General features: G+C 61.9%; 20 protein-coding genes. 7 read left to right on the top strand and 13 right to left on the bottom strand.

Features of this window, described 5'->3' with window-relative positions:
- Positions 1–3: 3 nt before the first annotated feature.
- Genes Q0897_RS10410 through Q0897_RS10435 form a run of 6 tightly spaced genes read left to right on the top strand, consistent with a single transcriptional unit; the run spans position 4 to position 9,503 of the window.
- Entirely contained in the window at positions 4–1,500 is a 1,497-nt protein-coding gene (locus Q0897_RS10410) for an efflux RND transporter periplasmic adaptor subunit (RefSeq protein ID WP_299309340.1), read from the top strand.
- Positions 1,497–4,664 carry an efflux RND transporter permease subunit gene (locus tag Q0897_RS10415; protein WP_230782966.1) on the top strand — a complete coding sequence of 1,056 codons (3,168 nt, stop codon included), beginning with the start codon at positions 1,497–1,499 and terminating at the stop codon, positions 4,662–4,664. The genes Q0897_RS10410 and Q0897_RS10415 overlap by 4 nt, the downstream gene beginning before the upstream one ends.
- Positions 4,643–5,029, top strand: a complete 387-nt coding sequence (locus Q0897_RS10420) for a copper-binding protein (protein ID WP_225082053.1) — start codon at positions 4,643–4,645, stop codon at positions 5,027–5,029. The genes Q0897_RS10415 and Q0897_RS10420 overlap by 22 nt, the downstream gene beginning before the upstream one ends.
- Before the next feature lie 58 nt (positions 5,030–5,087).
- A complete protein-coding gene (locus Q0897_RS10425) occupies positions 5,088–6,629 on the top strand; it encodes a multicopper oxidase domain-containing protein (protein ID WP_010240406.1) in 1,542 nt (513 codons plus the stop codon).
- A gap of 13 nt (positions 6,630–6,642) precedes the next feature.
- Positions 6,643–8,982 carry a heavy metal translocating P-type ATPase gene (locus tag Q0897_RS10430; protein WP_010240409.1) on the top strand — a complete coding sequence of 780 codons (2,340 nt, stop codon included), beginning with the start codon at positions 6,643–6,645 and terminating at the stop codon, positions 8,980–8,982.
- A gap of 29 nt (positions 8,983–9,011) precedes the next feature.
- Positions 9,012–9,503 (top strand): hypothetical protein, encoded by a 492-nt coding sequence (locus tag Q0897_RS10435; protein ID WP_230782967.1) that lies wholly within the window; start codon positions 9,012–9,014, stop codon positions 9,501–9,503.
- Between the two features lie 17 nt (positions 9,504–9,520).
- Here the strand turns inward: Q0897_RS10435 and Q0897_RS10440 are convergent, their stop codons facing one another.
- Positions 9,521–11,473: a cytochrome c/FTR1 family iron permease gene (locus tag Q0897_RS10440; RefSeq protein ID WP_299309343.1), complete on the bottom strand. Its 1,953-nt coding sequence runs from the start codon at positions 11,471–11,473 to the stop codon at positions 9,521–9,523.
- A 96-nt stretch (positions 11,474–11,569) separates the two neighbouring features.
- Positions 11,570–12,187 (bottom strand): cation transporter, encoded by a 618-nt coding sequence (locus Q0897_RS10445; RefSeq protein ID WP_299309345.1) that lies wholly within the window; start codon positions 12,185–12,187, stop codon positions 11,570–11,572.
- A gap of 75 nt (positions 12,188–12,262) precedes the next feature.
- Here Q0897_RS10445 and Q0897_RS10450 point away from each other — a divergent pair, with 75 nt between their 5' ends.
- Positions 12,263–12,661, top strand: coding sequence for a helix-turn-helix domain-containing protein (locus Q0897_RS10450; protein ID WP_060703638.1), 399 nt, complete (start codon positions 12,263–12,265; stop codon positions 12,659–12,661).
- A 137-nt stretch (positions 12,662–12,798) separates the two neighbouring features.
- Here Q0897_RS10450 and Q0897_RS10455 read toward each other — a convergent pair whose 3' ends face one another.
- The 11 genes from Q0897_RS10455 to dmeF form a co-directional block, all read right to left on the bottom strand.
- A complete protein-coding gene (locus tag Q0897_RS10455) occupies positions 12,799–14,193 on the bottom strand; it encodes an aldehyde dehydrogenase family protein (RefSeq protein ID WP_054522851.1) in 1,395 nt (464 codons plus the stop codon).
- Complete coding sequence (locus tag Q0897_RS10460; protein ID WP_054522852.1) at positions 14,190–15,830, bottom strand: acetolactate synthase large subunit; 1,641 nt, start codon at positions 15,828–15,830, stop codon at positions 14,190–14,192. The genes Q0897_RS10455 and Q0897_RS10460 overlap by 4 nt, the downstream gene beginning before the upstream one ends.
- 92 nt (positions 15,831–15,922) lie before the next feature.
- The gene (locus Q0897_RS10465; RefSeq protein WP_050775921.1) at positions 15,923–16,882 is read right to left on the bottom strand and encodes a cation diffusion facilitator family transporter; all 960 of its coding nucleotides are present in this window, start codon (positions 16,880–16,882) and stop codon (positions 15,923–15,925) included.
- Complete coding sequence (locus Q0897_RS10470; RefSeq protein WP_299309353.1) at positions 16,882–17,733, bottom strand: hypothetical protein; 852 nt, start codon at positions 17,731–17,733, stop codon at positions 16,882–16,884. The genes Q0897_RS10465 and Q0897_RS10470 overlap by 1 nt, the downstream gene beginning before the upstream one ends.
- A 14-nt stretch (positions 17,734–17,747) precedes the next feature.
- On the bottom strand, positions 17,748–18,377 hold the full coding sequence (locus Q0897_RS10475; protein WP_054522854.1) for a cation transporter: 630 nt from the start codon (positions 18,375–18,377) through the stop codon (positions 17,748–17,750).
- Positions 18,374–18,745, bottom strand: coding sequence for an STAS/SEC14 domain-containing protein (locus Q0897_RS10480; RefSeq protein WP_299309354.1), 372 nt, complete (start codon positions 18,743–18,745; stop codon positions 18,374–18,376). Before Q0897_RS10480 ends, Q0897_RS10475 begins: the two co-directional genes overlap by 4 nt.
- A 22-nt stretch (positions 18,746–18,767) precedes the next feature.
- Positions 18,768–22,031 carry a CusA/CzcA family heavy metal efflux RND transporter gene (locus tag Q0897_RS10485; protein WP_299309377.1) on the bottom strand — a complete coding sequence of 1,088 codons (3,264 nt, stop codon included), beginning with the start codon at positions 22,029–22,031 and terminating at the stop codon, positions 18,768–18,770.
- Positions 22,032–22,068: 37 nt separating this feature from the next.
- Positions 22,069–23,217, bottom strand: a complete 1,149-nt coding sequence (locus tag Q0897_RS10490; RefSeq protein ID WP_299309355.1) for an efflux RND transporter periplasmic adaptor subunit — start codon at positions 23,215–23,217, stop codon at positions 22,069–22,071.
- 11 nt (positions 23,218–23,228) lie between these two features.
- Positions 23,229–24,482: a TolC family protein gene (locus Q0897_RS10495; RefSeq protein ID WP_299309356.1), complete on the bottom strand. Its 1,254-nt coding sequence runs from the start codon at positions 24,480–24,482 to the stop codon at positions 23,229–23,231.
- Between the two features lie 63 nt (positions 24,483–24,545).
- Entirely contained in the window at positions 24,546–24,920 is a 375-nt protein-coding gene (locus tag Q0897_RS10500) for a hypothetical protein (RefSeq protein ID WP_299309358.1), read from the bottom strand.
- Between the two features lie 123 nt (positions 24,921–25,043).
- On the bottom strand, positions 25,044–26,051 hold the full coding sequence (gene dmeF / locus Q0897_RS10505) for a CDF family Co(II)/Ni(II) efflux transporter DmeF (RefSeq protein WP_299309359.1): 1,008 nt from the start codon (positions 26,049–26,051) through the stop codon (positions 25,044–25,046).
- Positions 26,052–26,454: the final 403 nt, after the last annotated feature.

Below are 26,454 nucleotides of genomic sequence, written 5' to 3' on the forward strand. Positions count from 1 at the left end.
GCAATGGGAGCCGCGTGGGACAGGCTGTCGCCGCGCCAGAAATCCTGGATGATGGCAGGCACGGTCGCGCTCATCAGTCTTGCCGCCGGCTATGGTCTCTCGCAGCTCGGCGAAGGCCAGGGTGGTGCAAGCGACGCGGGCGGCAGTGCGACCGAATGCGAGGAGGTCCTTTACTGGTACGACCCGATGGTGCCGGGGCAGCACTTCGACGAGCCGGGCAAGTCGCCCTTCATGGATATGCATCTGGTGCCCAAGTGCGCGGGCGAGGAGGCCACTGCAGGCGTCAGGATAGATCCCGGCCTGGTGCAGAATTTCGGCATCCGCACCACTGAAGCCGAGTACGGCGTCCTCGAGCCGGGAATAACCGTCACAGGCGTTCTGGCCTACAATGAACGCGACGTCGCGATCGTCCAGCCACGTGCCGGAGGCTATGTCCAAAGAACCTACGGCCGCGCGCCCGACGATGTCGTTGGACGGGGCGCGCCGCTCGCGGATATCCTGGTTCCCGAATGGGGCGGAGCGCAGCAGGAGTATCTGGCCGTCCTGAACAGCGGTGATGAAGAACTTGCGCAGGCCATGCGCGAACGCATGCGCCTTTTGGGCATGCCTCCAGGCCTGATCTCATCGGTAGGGCGCAATGGACGTCCGCAGTCCACGATCACCGTTACCGCGCCGATTGGAGGTGCCATCACATCGCTCGGCGTGCGTCCGGGAATGACAGTCATGGCCGGACAGACGCTCGCCGAGATAACCGGTTTCTCACCGATCTGGCTCGAAGCCGCGGTGCCTGAAAGGCAGGCGGCGACTGTCCGCGTCGGGCAACCTGTCAGCGCGACGCTGACCGCATTCCCCGAGGAACGCTTCTCCGGGCCCATCATCGCTATCCTGCCGAGCGCGCAGGATGCAAGCCGTACGATCACCGTTCGTGCGCAACTGCCCAATGCATCCGGGCGCCTCAAGCCGGGCATGTTCGCACAGGTCTCGCTGACCCCGGACACACGCCGCGCGCTGCTGGTACCGTCCGAAGCGGTTATCAGGACCGGACGTCGAACCATCGTGATGGTGAAGCAGGACGAGGGCGGTTTCATGCCCGCCGAGGTCCGGATCGGCCGCGAAGCGGGTGGAAGGACCGAAGTGCTGGCCGGTCTGTCGGCAGGCGACCAGGTCGTGACATCGGGTCAGTTCCTGCTCGATTCCGAAGCAAGCCTCACCGGACTGGACGTCCGTCCGATAGATCAGGCAGATGACGCTTCCACCGGCGGCGAGGACGCATCAGCGACCTTCGGTGCCACCGGCACGATCCAGTCGATCGCCAATGGTTCGGTGACGCTGCGGCATGGTCCTGTGCCCCGGCTCGATTGGCCCGCGATGACCATGACCTTCCGCACGAAGAGCGCGGCGCAAACGCGCGGGCTCGAGACGGGAGACAGGGTGCGCTTCACCTTCACCCAGCAGGATGCCGGCCCCCGGATCGAGTCTATCACGAGGGCCGGACAATGATTGCTCGGATAATCGATGCCTCGATCGCCAACCGCCTGTTTATCGTTCTCGCCGCCGTCGCGGTAACGCTGGCCGGTTTCTGGGCGGTGCGCACGACGCCGGTCGACGCGTTGCCCGATCTGTCCGATGTGCAGGTTGTGGTCCGGTCAAACTATCCGGGTCAGGCCCCCCGGATCGTCGAGGAACAGGTCACCTATCCCCTGGCAACGACCATGCTCTCGGTGCCGGGGGCGAAAACCGTCCGTGGCTATTCGATGTTCGGTGACAGCTATGTCTATATCATCTTCGAGGACGGTACCGACCTCTACTGGGCACGCTCGCGCGTGCTCGAATATCTCAACCAGGTGCAGAACCGCCTGCCCGATGGCGTCACGAGCACGCTTGGGCCCGATGCAACCGGTGTGGGGTGGATCTACGAATATGCGCTCGTCGACCGGACCGGCGGGCACGACCTTGCCGGACTGCGCAGCCTGCAGGACTGGTTCCTGCGCTACGAGCTCAAGACGATTCCCGGCATTGCCGAGGTCGCCAGCGTCGGCGGAATGGTCAAGCAATACCAAGTCGTGCTGGAACCTTACCGGATGGCATCGCTCGGCGTGACTCACGCCGAGATCGTGAGCGCAATCCAGGCCGCCAACCAGGAAGCGGGCGGCTCGATCGTCGAGATGGGCGAAGCCGAATATATGGTCCGCGCCTCGGGCTATCTCGGCGACCTCGAGGATTTTCGGCAGATTCCACTACGCACTGCGAGCGGCGGCATTCCGGTCACGCTTGGCGACGTAGCGACAATCCAGGTAGGCCCCGAGCTGCGCCGTGGCATCGCCGAGCTCAATGGCGAAGGCGAGGTTGCCGGGGGCATCATCGTTCTGCGGCAGGGCGCGGATGCGCGAAGCGCGATCCAAGCCGTGGAACTCAAACTCGACGACTTGCAGGCAAGCCTTCCCGAAGGCGTCGAGATCGTCACGACCTACGATCGCTCTCAGCTCATCGATGCGTCTATAGAGAACCTCACCACGAAGCTCATCGAAGAGTTTATCGTCGTGGCGCTCGTATGCGCGCTGTTCCTCTGGCACGCGCGTTCGGCACTTGTCGCCATCATCACCCTGCCTTTGGGCGTGCTCGCGGCCTTCATCGTGATGCGCATCCAGGGCGTTAATGCCAACATCATGTCGCTGGGTGGAATAGCCATCGCGGTCGGTGCGATGGTCGATGCCGCCGTCGTCATGATTGAGAACGCGCACAAGCATCTCGAGCGATGGGAACACGAGAATCCCGATACCGCGCTCGCGGTGAAGGAACGCTGGCGGATCATCGCCGATGCATCGAAGGAAGTGGGACCGGCGTTGTTCTTCAGTCTGCTGATCATTACGCTGTCGTTCCTACCGGTCTTCACCCTGCAGGCGCAGGAAGGGCGGTTGTTCGCTCCGCTCGCTTTCACCAAGACCTATGCCATGGCGGCCGCGGCCATTCTGTCGGTAACGCTGGTGCCGGTAATGATGGGATGGCTGATCCGTGGGAAGATCCCTTCGGAGGATTCCAATTTTCTCAACCGCTGGCTGACGAAAATCTATCGTCCGGGGCTCGACTGGGTCATGCGGCGCCCAAAGGCAACGCTGGTGATCGCGGCGCTGATCTTCCTGACCACCGCGATCCCCTTCACCCGGCTTGGCGGCGAGTTCCTCCCGCCGCTCGATGAAGGCGATTTGCTTTATATGCCGAGCGCGCTGCCCGGCCTTTCCCCCGGCGAGGCTTCGGCGCTGCTGCAGCGCACCGATCGCCTGATCAAGTCGGTCCCCGAGGTGGAAACGGTGTTCGGCAAGGCGGGGCGCGCCGATACAGCGACGGATCCGGCTCCCCTGACGATGTTCGAAACGACGATCCGCTTCAAGCCGCGCGAGGAGTGGCGCGAGGGAATGACGCCCGATCTGCTGGTCGAGGAACTTGACCGGGTCGTTCAGGTGCCGGGCCTCGCCAATGTCTGGGTGCCGCCGATCCGCAACCGGATCGACATGCTCGCGACCGGGATCAAGAGCCCGATCGGGGTCAAGGTTTCAGGCGACGATCTCGATCAACTCGAACGCGTTGCACTCGATGTGGAGCGTATCGCCAAGACCGTGCCTGGCGTGAGTTCCGCCCTGGCGGAGCGCCTGTCGGGCGGTCGCTATGTCGATGTCGATATCGACCGGATGGCGGCCGCGCGATACGGGCTCAACATTGCCGACATCCAGCAGATCGTCTCTGGTGCAGTTGGCGGTGCCAATGTCGCACGGACCGTCGAGGGGCTGGCGCGCTATCCGATCAATGTGCGCTATCCCCGCGAAATCAGGGACAGCGTCGAGGAACTCAGGGCCTTGCCGGTTCTGACGCCGTCCGGCCAACAGATCACGCTTGGCACTGTCGCCCGTATCGCCGTCAGCGACGGTCCGCCCATGCTCAAGAGCGAACAGGGCCGACTGACCAGCTACATCTACGTCGACGTCCGGGGCCGCGATCTTACTTCGGTGGTCGCCGATCTGCAGGAGGTCGTCGCCGCGGGTGTCGATCTTCCTGCCGGCGTCAGCCTGTCCTATGCGGGCCAGTTCGAATATCTGACGCGCGCCTATGAGCGACTGAAGGTCGTGGTTCCCGCGACGCTTGCGATCATTTTCCTGCTGCTCTATCTCATTTTCCGGCGCTGGGACGAAGCCTTGCTGATCATGGGCACGCTGCCCTTCGCGCTGACGGGCGGATACTGGTTGCTCTATCTGATGGGCTACAACCAGTCGGTGGCGACTGCGGTCGGTTTCATCGCGCTTGCCGGCGTCTCCGCCGAATTCGGCGTAGTGATGCTGATTTACCTGAAAGCCGCACTGGAGCGGCGACGCGGTGATCTGAGCGCCGAAGAAGTAGACGAGGCCATCCGGGAAGGCGCGCTCCTGCGCGTGCGGCCCAAGGCGATGACCGTCGCAGTCATCCTTGCGGGTCTCTTTCCGATCCTGATCGGCACCGGCGCGGGCTCGGAAGTCATGAGCCGCATCGCCGCGCCGATGGTTGGCGGCATGATCACCGCCCCGCTCCTGTCCATGTTCCTGCTTCCCGCCGCCTATCTGTTGTTGCGGCGCCCCCGTCCGGAAAAACCGGCCAACCCTCAAGGAGAAGAAGAGTGCGTACCCCAACCTACATGATCCTGCTCGCGGCACCGCTGGCGCTTGCAGCCTGCGACGCTGCAGACGACAGCTCAGAGACCATGATGTCAGACGACATGGCGAACTCGGACAGCATGCCCATGTCAGGCGAAATGCCGATGGCGGAGGAGACCGGCGGCGAGCAGAGCGCCAGCGCGGAGGGAACGGTTACAGCCATCGATTCCGAGGCGGGCACGGTGACCATCGAGCATGGTCCGGTCGAAAGTATCGGATGGCCCGCGATGACCATGACCTTCGAAGCCGACGCGCAAATCCTCGAACAGGTCAGTGTCGGTGAGGGAATAGCCTTTGAATTTCGTACTGGAACCGAAGGCAGCGTCGTTACCTCGGTAACGCCGCGATAGGACGGTGGGTGGGAGGCGCTCGGTTGCGCCGGTGCCTCCCACGCAAAAACAGGTGAATATGCCAGGTATCGACAGACCCGACTTTAAGGATCGCCGCGACTTCATCAAGAGCGCCGGCCTCGCGGCGACGGGTTTCGCCGCGCTGCCGCTGCTGGGTTGCGGTACGCAAAGCAGGATGTCGCTCGATCAGGGAGGCGAAAGCAATCCTCTTGCCATACCTCGGCTACAGGCAGGAACGATCGAACGGGGCGAGCGTGTCTTTCGCCTGTCCCTGACACCGGGCGAGAAAGAATTCGTGCCCGGCACGGCGTCACCGACGATCGGTATCGACGCATCCTATCTCGGCCCGACCCTCGAAATGCGCCGCGGCGAACAGGTTCGCTTTCACATCGACAACAAGCTTGCCGAAGATGCGACCGTTCACTGGCATGGTTTCGAACTTCCCGCCACAGCGGATGGCGGGCCGCACCAGCTCATACGGCCCGGTGAGCGCTGGAGCCCGTCCTTCGAAATACGCCAGCGCGCTTCGTTATACTGGTATCATTCGCATCTGCATCGCCGGGCCGGACCACAGGTCTATGCCGGACTTGCTGCCCCGATCTACGTGCGCGACGAGGAAGAGGATCGCCTCGATCTGCCGAGCCGGTACGGTGTAGATGACATACCGCTCGTCGTGCAGGATCGCGTGATCGACGGCGCGGGCCGCCTTGTTTACCCGCTCGATATGCACTCGCGGATGATGGGGGTGATGGGTGAGCGCATCTATGTGAACGGAACGGCCAATGCCGTTTTCGAGGCCGCCGCCGGTCCGCTGCGCCTGCGGCTTCTCAATGGATCGAATGCGCGGTTCTACACCTTCTCGCTCGAAGGTGATCGTCCGATGCAACTCATCGCAAGCGATGGCGGCCTGCTTGCCGCGCCAAGCGAGGTTCGCAGTCTTACCCTTGCCCCAGGCGAACGCGCACAAGTGATCGTCGATCTTTCCGAAGGGCGCCCGCTCCGGCTGATTGCCAGCAGCCCTGCTAACGCCATGGGCATGATGGGCGGGCAAGGCGGGGGTATGATGGGCGGCGGAATGATGGGAAACCGGGCCGATCGCGAGAGGCAGGGGCGCACGTTTTCGATCCTCGATATGCGCCCCTCAGGCGCGTCAACTCCAGTAATGCTCCCGCCCACTCTGGCCGCGCTTGCTGCGCCAGACCCCTCACTCGCCGTTCGCAGCCGCCGTTTCGTGCTCGATATGGGCATGATGGGCCGGGGCATGTCGATCAACGGCGAAACCATGGACATGGACGTCATCAATCAGCGCGTACCGGTGGGTCAGTGGGAAATATGGGAAATCGCCAACGCATCGATGATGGCCCATCCCTTTCATATTCATAACGTGCAGTTCCGCTTGCTCGACCGGGACGGTCGGCCTCCGCGGGCGGAAGAGGCGGGCTTCAAGGACACCGTAATCGTCAACCCGCGTGAACAGGTCAGGCTGCTGTTGCGGTTCGAAGAAAATACCGATCCCGACACTCCCTACATGTATCACTGCCATATCCTCGAGCACGAGGACGCAGGCATGATGGGGCAGTTCGTGGTGATGGCCAACTAGGGGAGAACGACAGATGAGCGATGGGCACAATGCAATCGAGGGTATGGCGACCGACCCCGTTTGCGGAATGAGCGTGAAGATGGACGGCGCCCGCTTCGTCGATCGACACGAGGGTGGCGACCATTACTTCTGCTCCTCGCGCTGCCTCGACAAGTTCCGCGCGGATCCGGAGATGTATCTTTCGAAGGCGCACCTCGATGCTGTCGAGGATGTCCCGGAAGGTACCATATACACCTGTCCGATGCATCCGGAGATCCGGCAGCCGGGGCCGGGCTCTTGCCCGATATGCGGGATGGCCCTCGAACCCGAAACGGTCACTCTGAACGAGGGCCCCGATCCCGAACTCGTCGACATGCGGCGAAGGTTCTGGTGGAGCGCGCTCTTCACGCTGCCGCTCTTCGCCTATGCGATGGGCGACATGATCCCGTCGCGACCGTTCGATCAGGTCATCGAACCCGCTATCGCGCAGTGGCTGCAGCTCCTGCTGGCAACTCCGGTGGTGCTTTGGGGCGGCTGGCCCTTCTTCACCCGCGCGCTGCAATCGGTCCGGACCATGAACCTCAACATGTTCACCCTGATCGGCTTCGGCGTCGCCATCGCCTATCTGTTCAGCCTTGTGGCAACCCTCGCCCCGGACATCTTTCCCGAGGCATTCCGCGATCATGCGGGCCGGGTCGGCGTCTATTACGAGGCCGCAGCGGTTATCACGACCCTCGTGCTGCTCGGGCAGGTGCTCGAGCTCAAGGCGCGCGGATCGACATCGAGCGCCTTGCGAGCGCTTCTCGAACTCGCACCCCCGACCGCGATGAAGATCTTCGGTCGCGGGGACGAGCGCGAAGTACCGCTCGATGAATTGACGTCGGGGGACCTGCTGCGCGTGCGTCCGGGCGACAAGGTCCCCGTCGATGGCACGCTCGAGGATGGAAGCAGTGCCATCGACGAATCCATGATCAGTGGCGAACCCATTCCCGTCAAGAAAAGCGCGGGCGATCCCGTGATCGGGGGCACCGTAAACCAGACCGGCAGCTTCACCATGCGCGCGACGCAGGTCGGCGCGGACACCATGCTCTCGAAGATCGTGCAGATGGTCGCGGAGGCCCAGCGCAGCCGGGCACCGATCCAGCGGCTCGCCGACCAGGTCACCGGATGGTTCGTACCCATCGTCGTCCTTGTCGCTATCGTGAGTTTTGTCGTCTGGGCCATCTGGGGACCGGCACCGGCCCTTGCCTACGCGCTCGTCAACGCGGTCGCCGTTCTGATCATCGCGTGTCCCTGCGCGCTCGGACTGGCGACGCCGATGTCGATCATGACCGGTACCGGCAAGGGCGCGCAGCACGGGATCCTGATCAAGAACGCCGAAGCGCTCGAAACGCTGGAAAAGATCGATACGCTGGTCGTCGACAAGACCGGAACGCTGACCCGGGGCAAGCCTGATCTTGTCGACGTAAAACCGCAGCCAAATTTCGACGAGCAGGAATTGCTGAGCCTTGTCGCTGCCGTTGAGAGAGGAAGCGAGCATCCGCTCGCCCACGCGATCGTGGAAGGGGCTCAAAACAGGGGCGCTGCCATTCTCGACGCTTCCGATATCGAATCCGTGACCGGCGAAGGTATCCAGGCAAATGTCGACAAGCGCCTGGTCGCGATCGGGAATGAAAAGATGATGGAGCGTATAGGGGCGCTCGAAGAAGGCTGGCGGTCAACGGCGGACGAAGGCCGAAGCCTCGGACAGACGGTGATGTTCGTGGCCGTGGACGGGGCACCGGCAGGCCTTATCGCGGTCGCCGATCCGATCAAGGCAACCAGCCGCACCGCTATTGCCGCGTTGCATGAGCGCGGCATCAAGATCGTGATGCTTACCGGCGACAGCGAAGCCACCGCGCGTGCGGTAGCAAGCCAGGTCGGTATCGACGAAGTCGAAGCGAACGTCTCGCCCGAGGACAAACATCGCAAGATCGAGCAGTTGAAGAGCGATGGTCGCCGGGTCGCTATGGCCGGCGACGGCATAAACGACGCACCCGCGCTTGCCGCTTCGCATGTCGGCATCGCGATGGGAACGGGTACCGATGTCGCGATCGAAAGCGCGGGCGTGACATTGGTGCGCGGCGACCTCGTCGGCGTTGTTCAGGCGCTCGTCCTGTCTCGGGCCACTATGCGCAACATCAGGCAGAACCTGTTCTTTGCCTTTGCGTATAATGCGCTCGGCATACCGGTCGCAGCAGGTGTCCTCTATCCATGGACCGGGTTGCTTTTGAACCCGATGATCGCGGCCGCAGCGATGAGCCTGTCTTCGGTATCGGTGATCGGCAACGCCCTGCGCCTGCGCGGCCTCGCTCTTCCCAAATTCGATACCTGAGCGATGGGGACGGGACGGAGATCGCAGGAGTGACGAATCAGACGATGCAGGATCAGGACCAAATCTCTGAGGAATCGCGCGAATGGCGCGGTGCTCATCCAGCCCTCTGGATCGCGATATTCGGAATTCTCATCGCTTTCGCCTGGGAGATGCTCCAGCTTCCTTTCTACCAGTCGGGAGGTCTGTCGCCTGCCGAGGCAGCACGTCGCTGCGGCCTGGCCTCGTTCGGCGATGCCGGGATCATGGTGGCCGCTTATCTCGGCGCCTCTGTCGGCAGTGGTAAAACGCCGTGGCTCGTAGACTGGCCGATCTCGCGTTTTGTCGTGTTCCTGGGAATCGGCCTGGCCATTACTGCCATGGTCGAAGTGCTGGCTGTCGGTGCCGACTGGGGGTGGTCCTATAGTGCAATCATGCCGCTGGTGCCCGGAACCAAAATCGGTCTCATACCGATCGCGATGTGGGTCGCGGTTCCCACAGCCTCCTTGTGGCTCGCGCGCCGTCTCGGCACCGGACCCCGCTGATCGCAAACCGGGATCACCTATCCCTCGACAGCTGCCGGCTGCGGTCCCGATGGTGATCGACTTATCCGAAATCCGGCAATCAGAGCGAGCAGCGTGAGCAATTGCGCGCCGATCGTCTCGACAGTCGGGAAGAAGCCGAGTTCGGCGAGGCGCGGCAAGCCGGCAATGAAAGCGGCGGAAAGAACTCCGGCCTCCTGGAAAGCGCCCACGCCCTTGCCCGCGAGAATGACCGCAAGGATCGCAATCAGGATAGCACTATAGCGGAAGAACTGGGTGATCGGCAGTTTGCGGCTGTAGCGCAGCATAACCCATGCGATGAACGCTAGCAGCGCGACTGCGGACAAGGCACCTGCCAATATGATGCCGCTGCTCTGCGGGTTCCACAGGGCAGCGTAGAACAGAATAGTCTCGAACGCTTCCCGGTAGACGACCACGAATGCAAGACCAAAGAGAAACCATGCCGATCCGCGCGAAAGCGCCTTGCCCATTTTTTCCTGGATATAGCGCCGCCACTCCTCGGCCTGGGATTTGCCGTGCATCCAGATCCCGACCGATACGAGAATGACAGCCGCAAGCAGCGCGCCGATCCCTTCGGTCATCTCGCGGCTCGCCCCGCTGATGCTTACGAAGTAGGTTGCTACGACCCAGGTGGCGACACCTGCGAAAAGAGCAGCGATCCACCCACCATGGATATAGGGCAATACCTCGGAGCGCTGCGACTTTTTCACAAAGGCGATCATGGCGATCACAACCAGAATTGCTTCGATCCCCTCGCGCAGGAGAATGGTGAACGCCCCGAGAAAGGTCGAGATTTCGCTGGCCGCCTCAGGAGCCAACGCTTCCTCGGCTCTTGCCAGCAGACTATCGATGCGAGCCCTTAGTTGCTGTAGTTCGGATGGATTCGCACCGGACTCTATTCCGGCCCGGAATTGCCCGAGCGCCTGTTCTACCTCCCGCATCAAACCGCCATCGCGCGTTGCCAGGAGGGCCTCCAGGGGTTCAAGCCCGTCGAGATAGGCAGACAGGGCAAGCTGCCGCGCTTCCTCTCGGTTGCCAGCCCGATAAGCTGACAGGCTGCGATCGAGCGTATCGCGAACGAAGGCGAGCGAACCTGCGTCATTTGCCTGTCCCACCGCATCGGGATTGGCGCGAAGATAGGCAATGACGGCGAGCGCACGGTCCTCGCCGATCTGCTCGGCCAGACTTTCCGGTGTGAGCGCGGCGAGCGTCTCGAGATCGGGGACAAGCTGGCGTATGCCATCATCTTCCCGCCAAATACGCTCGCCCTTGGCCACATCTTCAAAAGCAATGCTGCCGGCATGGAATGCAAGCGCCCAGCGATCCTCGTCGGACAGCGATGCGAAGCTGGCCATGGACGTTCCTTCCAGCCCTTGCGTGATGACCTGGTAAAGCCCGAACGCACTGCGCTGCCGCGCCCGGTCGATATCGGTGAAGTCGATCGGCGGGGGATCAAGTGCCTGCATTGCGGCCGGTGGCGCACTTCCGGCGGCGCCGTGACACGAGGCGCAGTTCTGCGCGAAGAGAGTGCGGGCGCGGTCAAGGTCGGGCGCTTGCGAAGGGGCAAGCGGAACCGGGTAGGCTGTCAGCAACGAGGCTGCCAGCGCGCGCGCTAAGCGCCCAACTCGCTCGGCGGGTTCCTTATTGGCGATCAGAGCTCGCAGCTGGTCCGATCGGCGGATGAGTGCTTGATTGTCTTTAGTATCCGGCAATGCAGCGATCTGCCGCGCCACGACATCGGAAAACTCCACCATTTCGCGATATTCGAATTCGTCGGCAACACGTCCCTCGGAAACGGCGGAGGCGTAGTCGACCGCGATATAATCGAGCAGACGCCATGTGGTTCGCACGTCGGGTTCTTCCGCGTTCGCGGTGACGGACAGACACAGCGCAAGCGCCAGCAGAATGAGCCGCAGTGCCGGATGGACGGTGGCGGAGACGATGCGATGCATGAGGGGTCTCTATATCTGTTGCAATTAATTCGCAATAGCAGGGTGTAGACGGAAATGTATTTCCTCCAACCCCCGATCGCGGGGATATTCTGGAGTTTAGGTAGAGCGCAGTTCGCCACGGGCCTGTTTGGAGACTTCGGCACTTCCCCACACCGCCAGTCCTGACATGATGCTCGCCACAACCAGATCGGGCCACGCACGGCCGGTGCCGAAAACGCCAATCGCTGCCGCCAGCACGGCGATATTACCGATCGCGTCGTTGCGCGAACAGATCCACACCGAGCGCATGTTCGCATCGCCCGAGCGATACCGGAACAGCATCGCGGCGACGGCGAGATTTACCGCCAGAGCAAGAGAACCGATGGCGCCCATCGTTCCCGGGTCGGGCGACGCCCCGACAAAGAAACCCCAGATGGCCGAGCCGAGCACCCACAGGCCGAAAGCCAGCATGGTCGCCGCCTTTACGAGAGCCGCACGCGCGCGCCAGACGAGCGCCATCCCCGCTACACCGAGACTGATAGCATAGTTTGCCGCATCACCGAGAAAGTCGAGCGCGTCGGCCTGCAAGGCGCGCGAATCCGCAGCAATGCCTGCCACGATCTCCACGCCGAACATGATTGCATTAAGGCCCAGTGCGATCCACAGAATGCGCCGCCATGTCGGATCGTTGTTGTTTGCACCGGCCTCATCGGGGCCGCAGCAGGTCTTTCCCATTTACTCGACTCCTTGCGTCGATCCGCCCTATGCACCTTGTAGTAACTACAAGGTCAAGCGGCAGGAGCCTTTGTCATGAGAATTGGTCAACTTGCCCGGATAACCGGCGTCAAATCCGAAACAATCCGCTTCTACGAGCGTGAGGGTATCCTCGCTGCCCCTCCACGCACGCGGGCCAATTATCGCGATTATGGACCAGCAGAGGAAGCGCGCCTTAACTTCATACGGCGCGCGCGTGATCTCGGCTTCTCCATGGCACGCATCAGGGAATTGCTCGATCTCTCCGATGATGCCGACCGGTCCTGCGCGGGCATCGACGCTCTGGCCAGAAGCCATCTCGGCGAGGTCGAGCGCAAGATCGCGAGCCTGGAGGCGTTGCGGACGGAACTTGGGCGTATGATCGCTGCCTGCGAGCAAGACACTGTAGGCGATTGCCGCATCATCGATGCACTTGCGGGTACCGCCGAGCCTTGATGTCCGCGCCTCGTGCGCCAGTTCGGTCAGGCTCGCCAATGCACGGCTTTTGTCGGCCGCCCATAAGAGACTTAACTTCGGGAAAGGCCGACGAGTGCGAAGCTGCCCGTGTCGCCATCCCGGGTCTGTCGAACGGGCTATGATGCCGCCGCAGGCCAGTTCCAGACGGCCATTTTTTCAATGCTCATATCCGCCATAGTGTAGGGGATCCCGCCGACGCCAAGCCCGGAGCGGCGCAGCCCTGCAAAAGGCATCCAGTCCACGCGGAATGCCGTATGGTCGTTCACCATCACAGCCGATCCCGCCAGAGACTGTATGCAATGATTGGCGATTGACAGCCGATCGCTGAATACAGCGGCCTGAAAGGCGTAAGGCAGGGCATTGGCCTGCTCGATAGCCAGGTCGATATCGTCATAGCCATACACGCAGATCACGGGGCCGAAGATTTCTTCCCGGGATATCTTGGCACTTTCGGGAGGATCGACAATGACGGTCGGGGAGAAAAGAGTGTCACTCAGACGGCTTCCCCCGCACACCAGGGTGCCTCCTGCTGCGATGGCTTCATCGACCCAGCGTTCGACGCGGTCAACTTCCTCCGTTCGGATCAGGGGTCCGCATTGGGTCTCAGCATCGGCGGGATCGCCCACTACCAGCTTTTCGGCAGCTCGCCTTAGGTCATGAGCGAAGTCTTTCAATTCTGCAGCAGGGACGTACACGCGCTGCACGGAAACGCAGACCTGACCCGAATGATAGAACCCGCCTTTGAGCAACGAGGCGATCACTGCTGCGCGCTCCACGCCGCTGTCCACGATTACCGGCGCCGCGCCGCCGTGCTCGAGAGCAATGCGGGTTCCCGGCGCCAGCTTCGAGCGAAGCATCCAGCCGATCTTCGCAGAACCGATGAATGAGAAGAACTCCGTGCGCGGATCGGTTACCATTCTTTCGGCAATATCGTTGCCGCAAGGTGCGAACCGGCACCAGGCCTCGGGCAGGCCGGCTTCATGAAGAATGCTCACAAAGCTCTGGCATGACAGAGGCGTTTCCAGCGCAGGCTTGATGAGAACGGGGCACCCGGCTGCTACCGCCGGTCCAACCTGATGGACGATCAGGTTGAGCGGGTGATTGAATGCCGAGATCGCCACGACAGGACCGATCGGCTCGCGGAAGGTATATGCCGTCCTTCCCGCACCCGCTTCTGTCAGGTCCATGGGGATCTCGTGACCGCCGCCATCGCTGAGCGCCTGAACGCATAAGTCGACGCTGTTGATCGCGCGACCGGCTTCCACGCGCGCATCGACCAGCGGTTTGCCGCCCTCCCTGACGATCTGGAGAGCCAGATCCTCGGCTCGTTCGCGCATGATATCCGCAGCCCGCCGGAGGATGGCGACACGCTCGTGCACGGCAAGCCAGCCATGGCGGTCGCGGTGGAGCAACTGCGCTTCATTCAGCCATTCATCGATTTGAGGCCAGTCGACAAGCGGCACTTCTGCAACCGGCTCGCGGTCGAACGGATTGTGAACGATCGTCTTCATAGCTCGCACACCTTTGCGCCGAGTTCGTCGATCAGCACCTTCTTGTTTTCGGAGTAGTCGACGGGCAGATCGACAAGGTGCACGCCGCCCGCCTCGAATGCGGCGTTCAGGACCGCCACAAGATCTGCGCTCCGCTCGACCCGGTGACCGGTCGCTCCATAGCTTTGTGCGTAGGTGACGAAGTCGGGATTGGAAAAGGTTAGGCCGTAGTCCGGAAAGCCGAGCTGGTCCTGCTTCCAGCGGATCATGCCGTATGCCGCATCGTTCAGGACGAGTACGACGAGGTTCAGGCCCAGCCTGACGGCCGTTTCCAGCTCCTGCGAGTTCATCATGAACCCGCCATCGCCGCATACCGCGAGCACTCTGCGCCCCGGCGACAGCATCGCCGCCATCATGGCCGATGGAAGGCCTGCGCCCATCGTCGCCAATGCATTGTCGAGAAGGATGGTACCCGGTTCATTCGCAATGTAGTTTCTGGCGAACCAGATCTTGTAGATACCGTTGTCGAGCGCAACGATATCATCGCGCGCCATTACGCTGCGTACGTCGGCAACCACGCGCTGGGGGACCATCGGAAAACGTTCGTCGTCGCTGGTCTCGGAAATGTGCGAAGCAATCTCGTGGTGCAGCACAGTGTAATAGCTGCGATCGCACTGCAGCTTGCCATCCAGACGGTTTCCCAGCCGCTCGACCGATCCGGCGATGTCGCCGATGACCTCGAGCTGCGGGAAGTAGACCTGATCGACTTCGGCTGCCTTGTAATTGATATGGATGACGGTCTGCCCGCCCGGCTCCATGAAGAAGGGCGGCTTCTCCACCACGTCGTGACCGATATTGACGATCAGATCGGCCTTTTCGATTGCGCAGTGAACATAATCGCCCGACGATAGCGCCGCGGTGCCCAGATAGAGCTCGCTATCTTCATCGACCACGCCCTTGCCCATCTGGGTGTCGAAGAATGGAAAGCCGGTATCAGACACGAATTTGCGCAACGCTTTCGAAGCGCGGCGGCGGTTCGCTCCGGCACCGATCAGGAGCAATGGCCGCTCAGCCGCGATGATGCGCTCGGCCGCTTCGTCGAGCGCAGCATCTCCGGCGACCGCATAACGCCTGTAATGCGGAGGTATGACCGGTTCGATCGTTTCCTCTTCAGCGATATCTTCCGGCAGCTCGAGCAGTACAGCGCCCGGCCTTTCTTCCTGCGCCAGACGGAAACCTTCGCGAACGAGCGAGGGAATGCGATTGCCGTTCACGATCTGGGTCGAAGCCTTGCAGAGCGGCGTAAACAGGGAAACGACGTCGACAATCTGGAACTGGGCCTGTTTCGATGTCTTGATCGGTTTCTGCCCAGTAATAATGACGAGCGGAAAGGCCCCGAGCGCGGCATAGGCCGCCGGTGTGGTCAGGTTCGTGGCACCAGGCCCGAGCGTTGCCAGGCACACACCTGCCTTGCCGGTCAGGCGGCCATAGGTCGCCGCCATGAAGCCAGCGCCCTGTTCGTGACGGGCCAGAACCAGCGTGATGGCGGAAGTTCGCAGCGATTCCAGGAGATCCAGGTTCTCTTCGCCTGGAACGGCGAAAACATATTCGACGCCCTCGGCCTCGAGCGCGGCGACCATAAGATCGGAAGCTTTCATTCGTTGGTCCTCATTTTACGGGTTGCAGGGCGGTTCATGTCGTGCGCTGCCAAGCAGCTTACCCACAGCGACCGACCCGATCGCCGCGCTTGTCAATGGTCGCGGTCATGGTCGTGATGATGGTTCTTCTCGACCTGATGGTCCGGGATCATGTCGGGATCACAGTCTGCAGCGAGACAGGCTTCGAACGTTGCATGGGCGATGGCGTGCTGCGTCTCGAGCATACCGCGAGCCCGCGCCTTCACATCCTCGAAAGCCTGCAACGAAGATTCGGCAGGAACGATATGCGCCTCAAGCGCGCGATAATGCTCACTGATGCTCCAGACATGGACGTGATGGACGTCGGCCACGCCTTCTGTGTCACGCAGGTCGCTCACAATGCGATCGAACTCGCTTTCGTCCGGCACCGCACCCATCAAGAGCCGCACCGTGCGAGGCAACAAAGTGACGCCCTGCCAGATCACATAGGCAGCAATGACCACAGTGATGATCAGATCGGCAATATAAAGTTCGTATCGCAGAATGAGTACGCCAGCCACGATCACACCGACCGACGCCAGCGCATCGGACACATTGTGCAGAAAGGCGGCTTTCATGTTGAGGGAGTTCTTCGAGCTGGCGTAAACCATCACCGCCGTAACCACGTCGATCACCAGCGCTATCCCGGCGACCCAGATTACGGTCCACCCCTCAACGGGTTGAGGGTCTGCGAAACGGTTGATCGCCTCGACGAGCAGATAGAAACCGATGATAAGCAAAGTCGTCAGATTGATGAGCGCCGCCACGACTTCCGCACGAGCATAGCCGAAGGTCATAAGCTTGTCGGCTGGCCGGCGCCCGATCCGCCTCGCAAACAGAGCCAGTCCAAGCGATGCCGCGTCGCTGAAATTGTGCAGCGCATCGGCGATCAGTGCGAGCGAACCCGACAATATCCCCCCGATGATCTGGGCGACAGTCAGCAGGACGTTGAGGGCGACGGCCAATACAAGGCGGCCGTCGCTCATGCTTTCTTCGCCGTGACTGTGCCCGGCATGACCGCCCGATTGTGCCACTACCTGCCTCCTTTTTCTGTTCTCTTGGTCGTCGTAACGGACTGCGCGGGGGAATGCTGGAACGTGCTGTTCGAGACATCGAGTTCGCGCGACAGTTCTCCAAGCGCCGAGATCGCGAGGCCGAGCAGCGCGAACCCTCCGACGAATGCCAGGAGCGTAATATGATTGGCGGCGACCGATCCGGTTCCCATGCGAAGCAGCGCGCGCGCCGATGCAACTATAAGAAAGCCCGGGATAATAGCCGCTAGCCAACCTCGCCCGTTGTCGGTGAATCCGTGCAGCGCCCAAAAGGTCAAGAGAGCGATCCCGATGAAAAACAGGGAAAAGAGGACAAGTAGCGCAAGCTGGTCCATCCTGCTCACTTGGGCGGATCGGTAATCATCGATCGCCTGGCGTCCTATTTCCAGGTTCGCAAAAACAAGCGCTGCAGACACCGCCATTGCTGTCGTCGCGGATGCAGCAGCGGCAGCACCCAAGATAACGCTGTAAGGCAGGATATCGGACGCCATCGACACCGAGATGCGACGTACCAGGGTTGGCCTATCGGAGCATCGCTCAGGTCCGTCATCATCCGGTCTGAGTTTTGCGTATCGACCAAGCTCGTTGAAAATCAGAAGCAGCAGGCCGCCCGCCAGCATCAAACCAGTGAGTGTCCAGCGGGTGAGAGGAGATTGTCCCAGCGGAAGAGTTAGCAAGACGGCAAGGGCGGCAAAAGCACCCGAAACGCCGCCCGGCAGGAGCGGATGCAGGAAGCTCCAATTGCCTTTTGCCAATTTGCCGCCAATCATGACCCCGATGCCTGATAGCATCGCCAGGACAAGGACCCGCGAAAGGTCCTGCGCGGCAAACAAGGTATCGATTAGCGTCAATTCCTCTTCTCGCCGTGGACGGTTCCCGCCTCGTCGTGCACATCCATATGCGTATCGCGCAGGATCTGCACTCCGCCGTAAAGCGCTATGCAGGCGACCGCTATTCCGACTACTAGGTCGGGCCAGTTGGCACCGGTAATCAGCACAACGATGCCGGCGATGATGATCCCGCCATTGGAGATGAAGTCGTTGAAGCTGAAGGTTGTCGCCGCCCGCATATTGACGTCCTTGTTCTCCACCTTCTGCAACAGGCGCAGGCAATAGAGATTCACCAGTCCCGCGACGAACGCCATCGCCATCATCAGCATGCCGCCCGGATCGGAACCTTCCACGAACCGTCGGTAAGCATCGAAAATGACCCCAGCGGAGAAGACCAGCAGCATGATGCCGGAGAAACGCGCGGCCCCGCGTTTCCAGGTCCGCGAGCGGGTTAGCGCAAGCAGGCTGAGCGCATAAACGATTGCATCCGATGAATTGTCGAGGCCGTTTGCCAACAGCGCGTTGGAATCGGCAAAATATCCGACCGCGAAGAAGCCGATGGCAATCGCCACGTTAAGCCACAGGACAACCCACAGGGTCTTCCGCTTTTCAGGCGACCCGGCATCGACCTCATGTCCGCCACTCATGCTGCGTCCTCCCCGGTTTGTACCCAGCTTTCCGCATGACTACGCAGTGTTGGCCGGAAGAACTTCATTTCGGCGCGGAAGAGTGAGGATGACAATTTCGTGCCCCACTCTTCCCATTCGCTGTCGCCGATTATGGCGATCCGGCCGAAACGATCCTTATGCCGGATGTCGAACTTGAGATCGCGCCAGAGACCTCCGAAGTCCCAACCCGAAAAGTCAGGCGCGAGCTCGATCACCATCGGGACGGTACTGGCCTCGCGCTCTGCGATATGTTCGAATTGGGGAACAAAGCGGTCATAGGCTTCATCCCCCAGCCTGCCTCCGGCGCGTATCCAGAGCAGTCCGTTCTCTTCCTTCAGTGCCAGCACCGTTTTTTCCTTTCCCGATCGGTCATGCGATGTCCTTCAGCTCGCGCTGCTCATCGCTTGTCACGTTGCGCCGCAGCCGATCCCACCAGCGCTGTCGCCAGGTCCGGTCATCTTCTCTGGTACTGAAAACCAGCTTTAAAATTGCGGGCAAGACGAAGAGGGTCAGAGCGGTAGCGGTGATCAACCCTCCGATGACCACTGTCGCCAAAGGACGCTGCACTTCCGCGCCGGTCCCCGTCGCAATCGCCATCGGCACGAAGCCGAGCGATGCAACGAGCGCGGTCATGAGAACCGGCCTCAGGCGCGCCAGGCCACCGGCCACGATGGCGTCATCGAGCGCCATGCCCTTGTCGAGCCGCTGACGGATCGCAGTCACCATCACGAGCCCGTTCAAGGTCGCTACGCCCGACAGGGCGATAAAGCCTACCGCCGCAGAAACCGAGAATGGCATCCCGCGCAGGGCCAAGGAGAATATTCCGCCTGCCAGGGCCAGCGGGATCGCGCTGAATACGGCGAGCGCCGGCACCCAGCCCCCGACCGCCATGTAGAGCAACAGGAGAATGACCGCGAACGCGATGGGAATGACGATCTGAAGTCTTTCCTGGGCAGCTTGGAGGTTCTGGTATTGACCGCCCCACTCGATAAACGCGGCAGCGGGCAGTTCAACTTGCGCCGCAACCCTTTCCTGGGCCTCTTCTACAAAAGACCCGAGGTCGCGTTCTCGCACGTTGGACGAGACGATCACCAGTCTGCGTCCCTGTTCCCGGCGAACCTCCGCGAGACCATCCACCACACGGAACTCGGCAACCGAGCGTAGCGGTATGGTTGCCCCGTTCGGGAGCAGCACCGGCAAAGCACCCAACTGGTCGAAATCGTCGCGGGTCGCGTCCGACAACCGCACAACCACATCGAAGCGGCGATCGCCTTCGAAAACGAGGCCCGCAGGCCGACCGCCCAGTGCGATCGCCACCGATTGCGCAACGTCTTCGACCTTCAGCCCGTAACGGGCAATCGCTGGCCGATCGAAGGCAATATCGAGGGTGGGGAACCCGGTCACTTGCTGGACCTTGACGTCCGCGGCGCCGTCGACATTGCGCAGCACGCCCGCAACCTCGTTCGCCGCTGAGGTCATGGCGCTGAGATCGTCTCCGTAGATCTTGACGGCAACATCTCCGCGAACGCCTGCGATCAATTCGTTGAACCGCAATTCGATCGGTTGGCTGAACTCGTAAAGGTTGCCGACGAGACTGCTGAGGGCGCTCTCCATTTGCGCGACCAACTCGTCCTTGGCGAGGTCGGGATCGGGCCATTCCTCACGGGGTTTGAGGATCACATACGCATCGGAAGCGTTCGGCGGCATCGGGTCACTAGCCACTTCTGCCGTGCCCGTCCGCGAAAAGACGAGCTGGACCTGCTCAAACTGCTCGAGCCGGTCCTCGACCCGCCTTTGCATCGCGAGCGAACGTTCGAGCGAGGTCGAAGGAATACGCAGCGATTGCACGGCGATGTCGCGCTCGTCCAATTGCGGTGTGAATTCGCTCCCGAGGAAGCTGAACACGAAGGCCGCAAAGGCGAAGATGCCGACGCCCATGCCGATGACCGGCCAAGGGCGGGTGATCGCCTTGCGGACCAGCGGTCCGTATCGCTCCTTGGCGATCCGGATCGGCTTGACCTCCTTTTCCGTCAGCTTCTTGTTGAGCAGGATGGCGATCATTGCCGGGACGAAGGTCAGCGACAACACGAACGCCGAGGCGAGCGCGAGCATGACCGTGATCGCCATGGGCGAGAAGGTTTTGCCTTCGACTCCGGTAAAGGTCAGAAGCGGTGCGAAGACGAGAAGTATGATCGCCTGCCCGTACACAGTCGGCTTGATCATTTCCTGCGCGGCAAGCCGCGTTTCCGTCAACCTTTCGCCCAGTGTGAGAAGCCGGCCTTCGTGTTCCTGCCGGGCCGCGAGCCTCGCGACACTGTTCTCGACGATAATGACGGCACCATCGACGATCAGGCCGAAGTCCAGCGCACCCAGGCTCATGAGATTGCCCGAAACGCCGAGCCGGTTCATTCCGATCGATGCCATCAGCATGGAAAAGGGAATGACCAGCGCCGCGATGATCGCTGCCCGGATGTTGCCCAGCAGCAAGAACAGGATCGCGATCACCAGAAGCGCGCCTTCGACAAGATTCTTCTCGACGGTCGCGATCGTCGCATCGACCAGGGAAGACCGGTTGTAGACGATCTCCGCGACAATTCCTTCCGGCAGGGAGCTGCGAACCTCCTCGAGCCGTTCGGCCGCCTGGGCCGAAACGGTGCGGCTGTTCTCGCCCGCGCGCATGAGCACGGTCCCCACGACTGCTTCATCGCCATTCAGCGACGCCGCGCCCGTTCGCAGGTCGCCGCCGATACTGACCGTGGCGATATCGCCCACGCGAATGGGGACTCCCTCGCGGGTGGAAACGACCGCCTGCTCGATATCCTCGACGCTGCCGAGGCGCGCATCGACCCGGGCGAGGAGCGCTTCACCGGCCCGCTCGACGAAATTGGCGCCTTCGGCGAGGTTGGCCGCTTCCAGCGCGGTAATCACTTCGTCGAACGACAAACCGTAACCGGTCAATCGCGCGGGATCGGGTTGAACGAGGTATTGCTTTTCGAAGCCGCCGATCGAGTCGACACCTGCCACACCGTCGACCGACCGCATGAGGGGTGCAACCACCCAGTCCTGGATGGTTCGCAGATAGGCAGCCTTGGCCACATCGCTGTCGAGCGGGTCGCCACGTTCGGTCACAAAGCTCCCGTCGGACTGCCAACCGACCGCTCCGCCCAGCGGTGCTTCCTTGCCGTCAGGAAACTCGAACTCGATGGTATACATGAGCACTTCGCCCAAGCCGGTCGAGATGGGTCCCATCACCGGTTCGGCACCCTCGGGTAGGGAGGCGCTTATGGGCGTCAGCCGTTCGTTGACCTGCTGACGCGCGAAATAGATGTCGGTCCCTTCCTCGAAAATCGCGGTCACCTGGCTGAACCCGTTGCGCGATATCGAGCGGGTCATCTCCAGACCCTCGATACCGGCAAGCCCGGTCTCGACAGGATAGGTGACCTGCGTCTCGACTTGCGAGGGCGACAAGGCTGGTGCCTCGGTGTTGATCTGCACCTGTACGTTGGTGATATCGGGTACGGCATCGATGGGCAGGCGCAGCAAATTCACCACGCCATAGATTGCCACACCGAGCGTCAGCACGACCATTGCCCAGCGAAAGCGCACGGCGACGTCGAGGATCATGCCGATCAGGCCATGGCGGTGGGAGCGATCAGCGTCCTGCATGTGATCAGTGTCCATGCTCGGCCTCCTCCTTCTCGAGTTCAGCCTTCAGCAAAAAGGCATTGGCGGTGGCGATCCGCCACTGCGCTTCGAGACCGGACTCGATGACCACCCGTCCTCCCGAACGCGCACCGGTGACCACCGGACGGGCTTGAAACCCGCGGCGCGTGCGAACGAAGACCACTTCTGCGCCATCGATTGTCTGGACAGCACTTTCCGGCACCGATATGCGGCCTGTGTCGACCTCACCCGAGGGGCGGATACGTGCCTGCAGGAAGGCCCCGGGTTGCAGGCCGGGGATCGGCCTTGCGAGCGACAGGACCGCCGTAGCGCTGCGGCTTTCGGGATCGAGCGAGGGAGTGACAGACCGCACGCGCGCACCCACTTCCCGGTTGTCCGCGATTTCCAGAGTCGCCTCGTCGCCAGGCTGGATGCGGCTTGCTTCAGCCGAAGGGAGGGCAACCTCGACCTGCATGCCGCTCGGATTCACGACCTGATAGAGTTCTTCCCCGGCATCGACGAAGGAGCCGAGAACGATAGGCGCCGAGGTCACTCGGCCTGCGAGCGGGCTCGTAACCGCAAGGGAGCGCCCGTCGCCGCTAACGCCCGCCGCGGAGACTGCTGCTTGGGCGCGCGCAAGTTCCGACTGGGCGACTTGCAGATTTGCTCGCGCGGCCTCGAGATCCTGCCGTGCGGTGACATTGGCCTCGAAAAGGCGGCGCTCCCGATCGTAGGCAGCGGACAGTTCGTTGACCCTTGCGCGCGCTGCGCTCAACTGCGCTGCGAGAGCAGCCGCGTCGGCGCTCTCGATGCGGGCAATCGTCTCGCCCTGCCTCACGTAATCGCCCAGCGTTTTGCCGACACTGCGGACCACGCCCGCCGCGCGGGCATCGATGCGGGCACTTGCCGTCGGGCTTGCCGCGACGGTGGCCGGGAAGACCAGCTCGACCACCGATCCCAGGCCGACGGTTTCGACCACTATCTGGGACGCTTCAATTTGTTCGGCGCCAAGCAGGACAAGGCCTTCGGGAAGCTCGACCTCCTCACTCGTCTCCTCGGCGATTTGGTCAGCTTCGTTATCGGGCCACAGCATGAGCGCCGCGACTACAAAGAGAATGGAAAGGCCGATCGCAACGGCCAGACGTTTACGGTTCATCGGAAAATACCTCATTGTGCACCGAGCCAGATCAGTGTCGCCGCCAGGCGACCACGATCTTCCTGAGCTTGAATCAAAGCTTCACGGATGGTGTCGCGTGCTTCCGCCGCAGCCAGAACTTCGATCAGCGGAAACCTGCCGTTGCGGTAGCCAATCCGAACGAGGCGCAAGGCTTCTTCGGCTTGGGGCAAGGACGTCTCCGCGAGGGTCTCGACCCGCGCTTCGGCTGCCAGAAATTGTCCGCGGGCCTGCGTGACCTCGAGTTCGAAATCGGTACGGGCAATTGCTTCCCGCGCCGTCGCGGCGCGAAGCCGCGCTTCGGCAGCGGAGATGTTTCCCTGGTTGCGATTACGCAATGGAAGCGGGATCGAAACCCCCACGAGAAACGCCTGGTCTCGACTTTCCTCGAACCGTCGGACTCCGGCGGATATTGCCGGATCCGGAATGCCGAGAGATCGTTCCCGGGCGATCGCGGCATCCGCGGCCTCGCGTTCGGCACGGGCGACCTGAAGTCGTAAGGCCGAAGGTGACGCGAGCAGCGTCGCCGGAGGTTCGATCTCGGGGAACACCGAAGGCACGTCCGTAGCAGGTGTTGCCTCGCCCCAAAGCGCGGCGAGCGCGTTCCTCGCCGTACTGTCGGCAGCCAGGGCCGCTTCAAGCTCCGCGAGCGCCTCCGCAAGTGCCGCTTCGGCACGAAGCGATCGCAGAGGAGGCTCCCGCCCAACATCGACCAGTACGCCTGCGATCCTGGCAAGCTCGCGATTGCGCTCGACTATGTCGCGCGCGAGTTCCAATCGGGCTGCCGCAGCGACGGCTTCGACATAGCGTTCGCGCACCGATCGCCCGAGCTGAGCAACCGAGAGCGCTCCTGAAAGGGTCGCGACGCGCGCTTCCGCCTGGGCGGCGCGGACACGCGCTCCTCGTTTGCCGCCCAATTCGAGCCGCTGGCTCAGGGACAAGGTGTACTCGGTGGCCTGCAATCCCGAAAATGCGCCGCTTCCGGCAATGTTTTCGGCTTCGAAAACAATTTCGGGGTTGGGCCGCAGCCGCGCCTGGTCGACCAGGGCCCGCGCCGCGTCGGCTTCGGCCCGCGGTCCGATCAGGCGCGGATTATCTGGGGGCTCATCTGCGCTGTCGACGATGCCCGCACGAGCGAGCGCAGCATCGAGCGTCAGAAGCTCACGCTCCTGCGCCGCCACGGTCGTGGCTTGAGCGGCGAGGAACAGCCCTCCAAAGAGGACCCCTCGCCAATGAATGGCTGACATTTTTCGAAAATTCCTCTGCTGACAATCCGAACTGCGCTGCGGCATGCAGCGCGGTGACGGTCGTCAGGCGCGAGGGGGGCGCTTCAGTCGGTCGGCAATGTCGGAAGCGAGCGCTTCGGCGGGAGGCGCATCGGGAACCACGACCAAGTGAGGGACCGAATCCTTCTGCACGGTGCCGGCAAAGATCGCCCCGTGATGGCAATGGCCGTGTCCACACACGCCGTGTTGCTCGGCCGGCGCATCCGGATCGCCCGGCACTTCGTCGGCGGCTGCGGATGACGCAGAAGCGCTATCGAGCGAAGCCAGAACGGGCGTGCTTCCGGGCGCCACTTCGGCACCGCAAGCAGCAGCATCCGCCGCCGTCACGAACACCATCGCGACCAGCATGAGCAGGACGACGAAAGGGTGCAGGACAAGGCGACGATAGCTTGTAGTCATGGATTCCAATGGCTCATAGCAAACCGCATCAAGATTGCAAGTTCCGCAACACGATGAAGTATAAGTCTTTTGTTACAGTATAGCAGTCCTCGAATACTGTTTCGGTCTTTTAGAACGGCGCGATCAGGCCGCGCGAAGCTCGGGATGCGGATGCTCGCAGCGATGCACCTCGATCGTAACGTGCACATATTCTGGATGCTCTGAAAGTCGCCTGGCATAATGGTCGGGCGCGAGCGGATCACCGGCGATGAGCGAGGCGATGACTGCATACTTGCCGGGACCGATCCGCCAGATGTGCAGATCGCCGATCGCGGCGTCCCGGTCCTCGAGCGCCTCCCGCACCTCTGTGTACCGATCAGAGGCCGCTTCGGCGTCGACAAGCACTGCAGCAGTATCGCGCAGCAGTGACCATGACCAGCGCCCGATCACGAATGCACCCACCAGCCCCATTGCCGCGTCCATCCAAGCCCAGCCGAGATACATGCCGGCGAGAAGGGCCACGATAGCCAGGACCGAAGTCAGGGCATCGGCAAGCACGTGGAAATAGGCGGAGCGCAGATTGTTGTCGGCATGCGCATGGTCGTGGTGATGATGATGGTCGTGGTGATGATGATGGTCGTGGTGATGATGATGGTCGTGGTGATGATGATGGTCGTGATCATGCCCATGATTATGATCGGCGCCAAGCAGCCAAGCACTCGCGAGGTTCACCACGAGGCCGAGCACGGCGATCCAGATCGCCTCGGTATAGGCAATCGTGAGCGGACTGATGAACCTTTGGGCCGATTCAACCGCGATCCCGATTGCGAAGATGGCGAGGACAAGCGCGCTCGCGAAACCGGCCAGATCGCCCACCTTGCCGGTACCGAATGTGAAACGCGGGTTGTTGGCATGGCGCCTGGCAAACCAGTAGGCAAAGGCCGCGACGCCCAGGGCACCTGCGTGGGTCGCCATGTGGATACCATCGGCGAGAAGAGCCATCGATCCGGTCCAAAGACCCGCGACGATTTCGACCACCATCATCGCAGCGGTCAAGGCAACGACATAACGCGTGCGGCGCTCATGCGCGGCGTGCGAGGCACTCAGGAAGTTGTGCTCGTGGGTCAACGGATTGGGGGCGGCGTGGTGCATGCGACGCTGATAATATGAGATGCACTTGAAAGAAATCTCTCAAAGCACGGCCAAGCATGAGCACCGAACTCCCCCTATCTTCAGTCACGGCACCGATCTCCAACAATGTCATCGATCGGATTAGTCCCAATACATCCGCTGCGATGATAAATTGCGAATTGCGAAAAACGCGCATGGAGTTGCCTTAGCCCGTCGTATTCACCGGACCGGTCCTAAAGGGTTAGCGGGAGTGGCCTAAGCCTCTGATCTGAATTAGGAACTGGGTGTCTAAGCCGAACCTGCCGCAGGGCAGAAAATGCCACAGGTCACCCCCGCATGAACAACGGTATCGCAAGCGCATTTGGATTCCCAGCAGTCGGCCGCAAGAAAGTCACAGCCGCTTTCGACGGCGGCCGGCTTACCT

It is taken from the genome of uncultured Croceicoccus sp. (assembly GCF_947496385.1).
Taxonomy (GTDB): domain Bacteria; phylum Pseudomonadota; class Alphaproteobacteria; order Sphingomonadales; family Sphingomonadaceae; genus Croceicoccus.

Excerpts from the sequence above, each read along its gene's own strand:
- Q0897_RS10410 (WP_299309340.1), top strand. The coding sequence starts at position 4 with ATGGGAGCCGCGTGGGACAGGCTGTCGCCGCGCCAGAAATCCTGGATG.
- Q0897_RS10415 (WP_230782966.1), top strand. The coding sequence starts at position 1,497 with ATGATTGCTCGGATAATCGATGCCTCGATCGCCAACCGCCTGTTTATC.
- Q0897_RS10425 (WP_010240406.1), top strand. The coding sequence starts at position 5,088 with ATGCCAGGTATCGACAGACCCGACTTTAAGGATCGCCGCGACTTCATC.
- Q0897_RS10430 (WP_010240409.1), top strand. The coding sequence starts at position 6,643 with ATGAGCGATGGGCACAATGCAATCGAGGGTATGGCGACCGACCCCGTT.
- Q0897_RS10440 (WP_299309343.1), bottom strand. The coding sequence starts at position 11,473 with ATGCATCGCATCGTCTCCGCCACCGTCCATCCGGCACTGCGGCTCATT.
- Q0897_RS10445 (WP_299309345.1), bottom strand. The coding sequence starts at position 12,187 with ATGGGAAAGACCTGCTGCGGCCCCGATGAGGCCGGTGCAAACAACAAC.
- Q0897_RS10450 (WP_060703638.1), top strand. The coding sequence starts at position 12,263 with ATGAGAATTGGTCAACTTGCCCGGATAACCGGCGTCAAATCCGAAACA.
- Q0897_RS10455 (WP_054522851.1), bottom strand. The coding sequence starts at position 14,193 with ATGAAGACGATCGTTCACAATCCGTTCGACCGCGAGCCGGTTGCAGAA.
- Q0897_RS10460 (WP_054522852.1), bottom strand. The coding sequence starts at position 15,830 with ATGAAAGCTTCCGATCTTATGGTCGCCGCGCTCGAGGCCGAGGGCGTC.
- Q0897_RS10475 (WP_054522854.1), bottom strand. The coding sequence starts at position 18,377 with ATGAGTGGCGGACATGAGGTCGATGCCGGGTCGCCTGAAAAGCGGAAG.
- Q0897_RS10490 (WP_299309355.1), bottom strand. The coding sequence starts at position 23,217 with ATGAACCGTAAACGTCTGGCCGTTGCGATCGGCCTTTCCATTCTCTTT.
- Q0897_RS10495 (WP_299309356.1), bottom strand. The coding sequence starts at position 24,482 with ATGTCAGCCATTCATTGGCGAGGGGTCCTCTTTGGAGGGCTGTTCCTC.
- Q0897_RS10500 (WP_299309358.1), bottom strand. The coding sequence starts at position 24,920 with ATGACTACAAGCTATCGTCGCCTTGTCCTGCACCCTTTCGTCGTCCTG.
- dmeF (WP_299309359.1), bottom strand. The coding sequence starts at position 26,051 with ATGCACCACGCCGCCCCCAATCCGTTGACCCACGAGCACAACTTCCTG.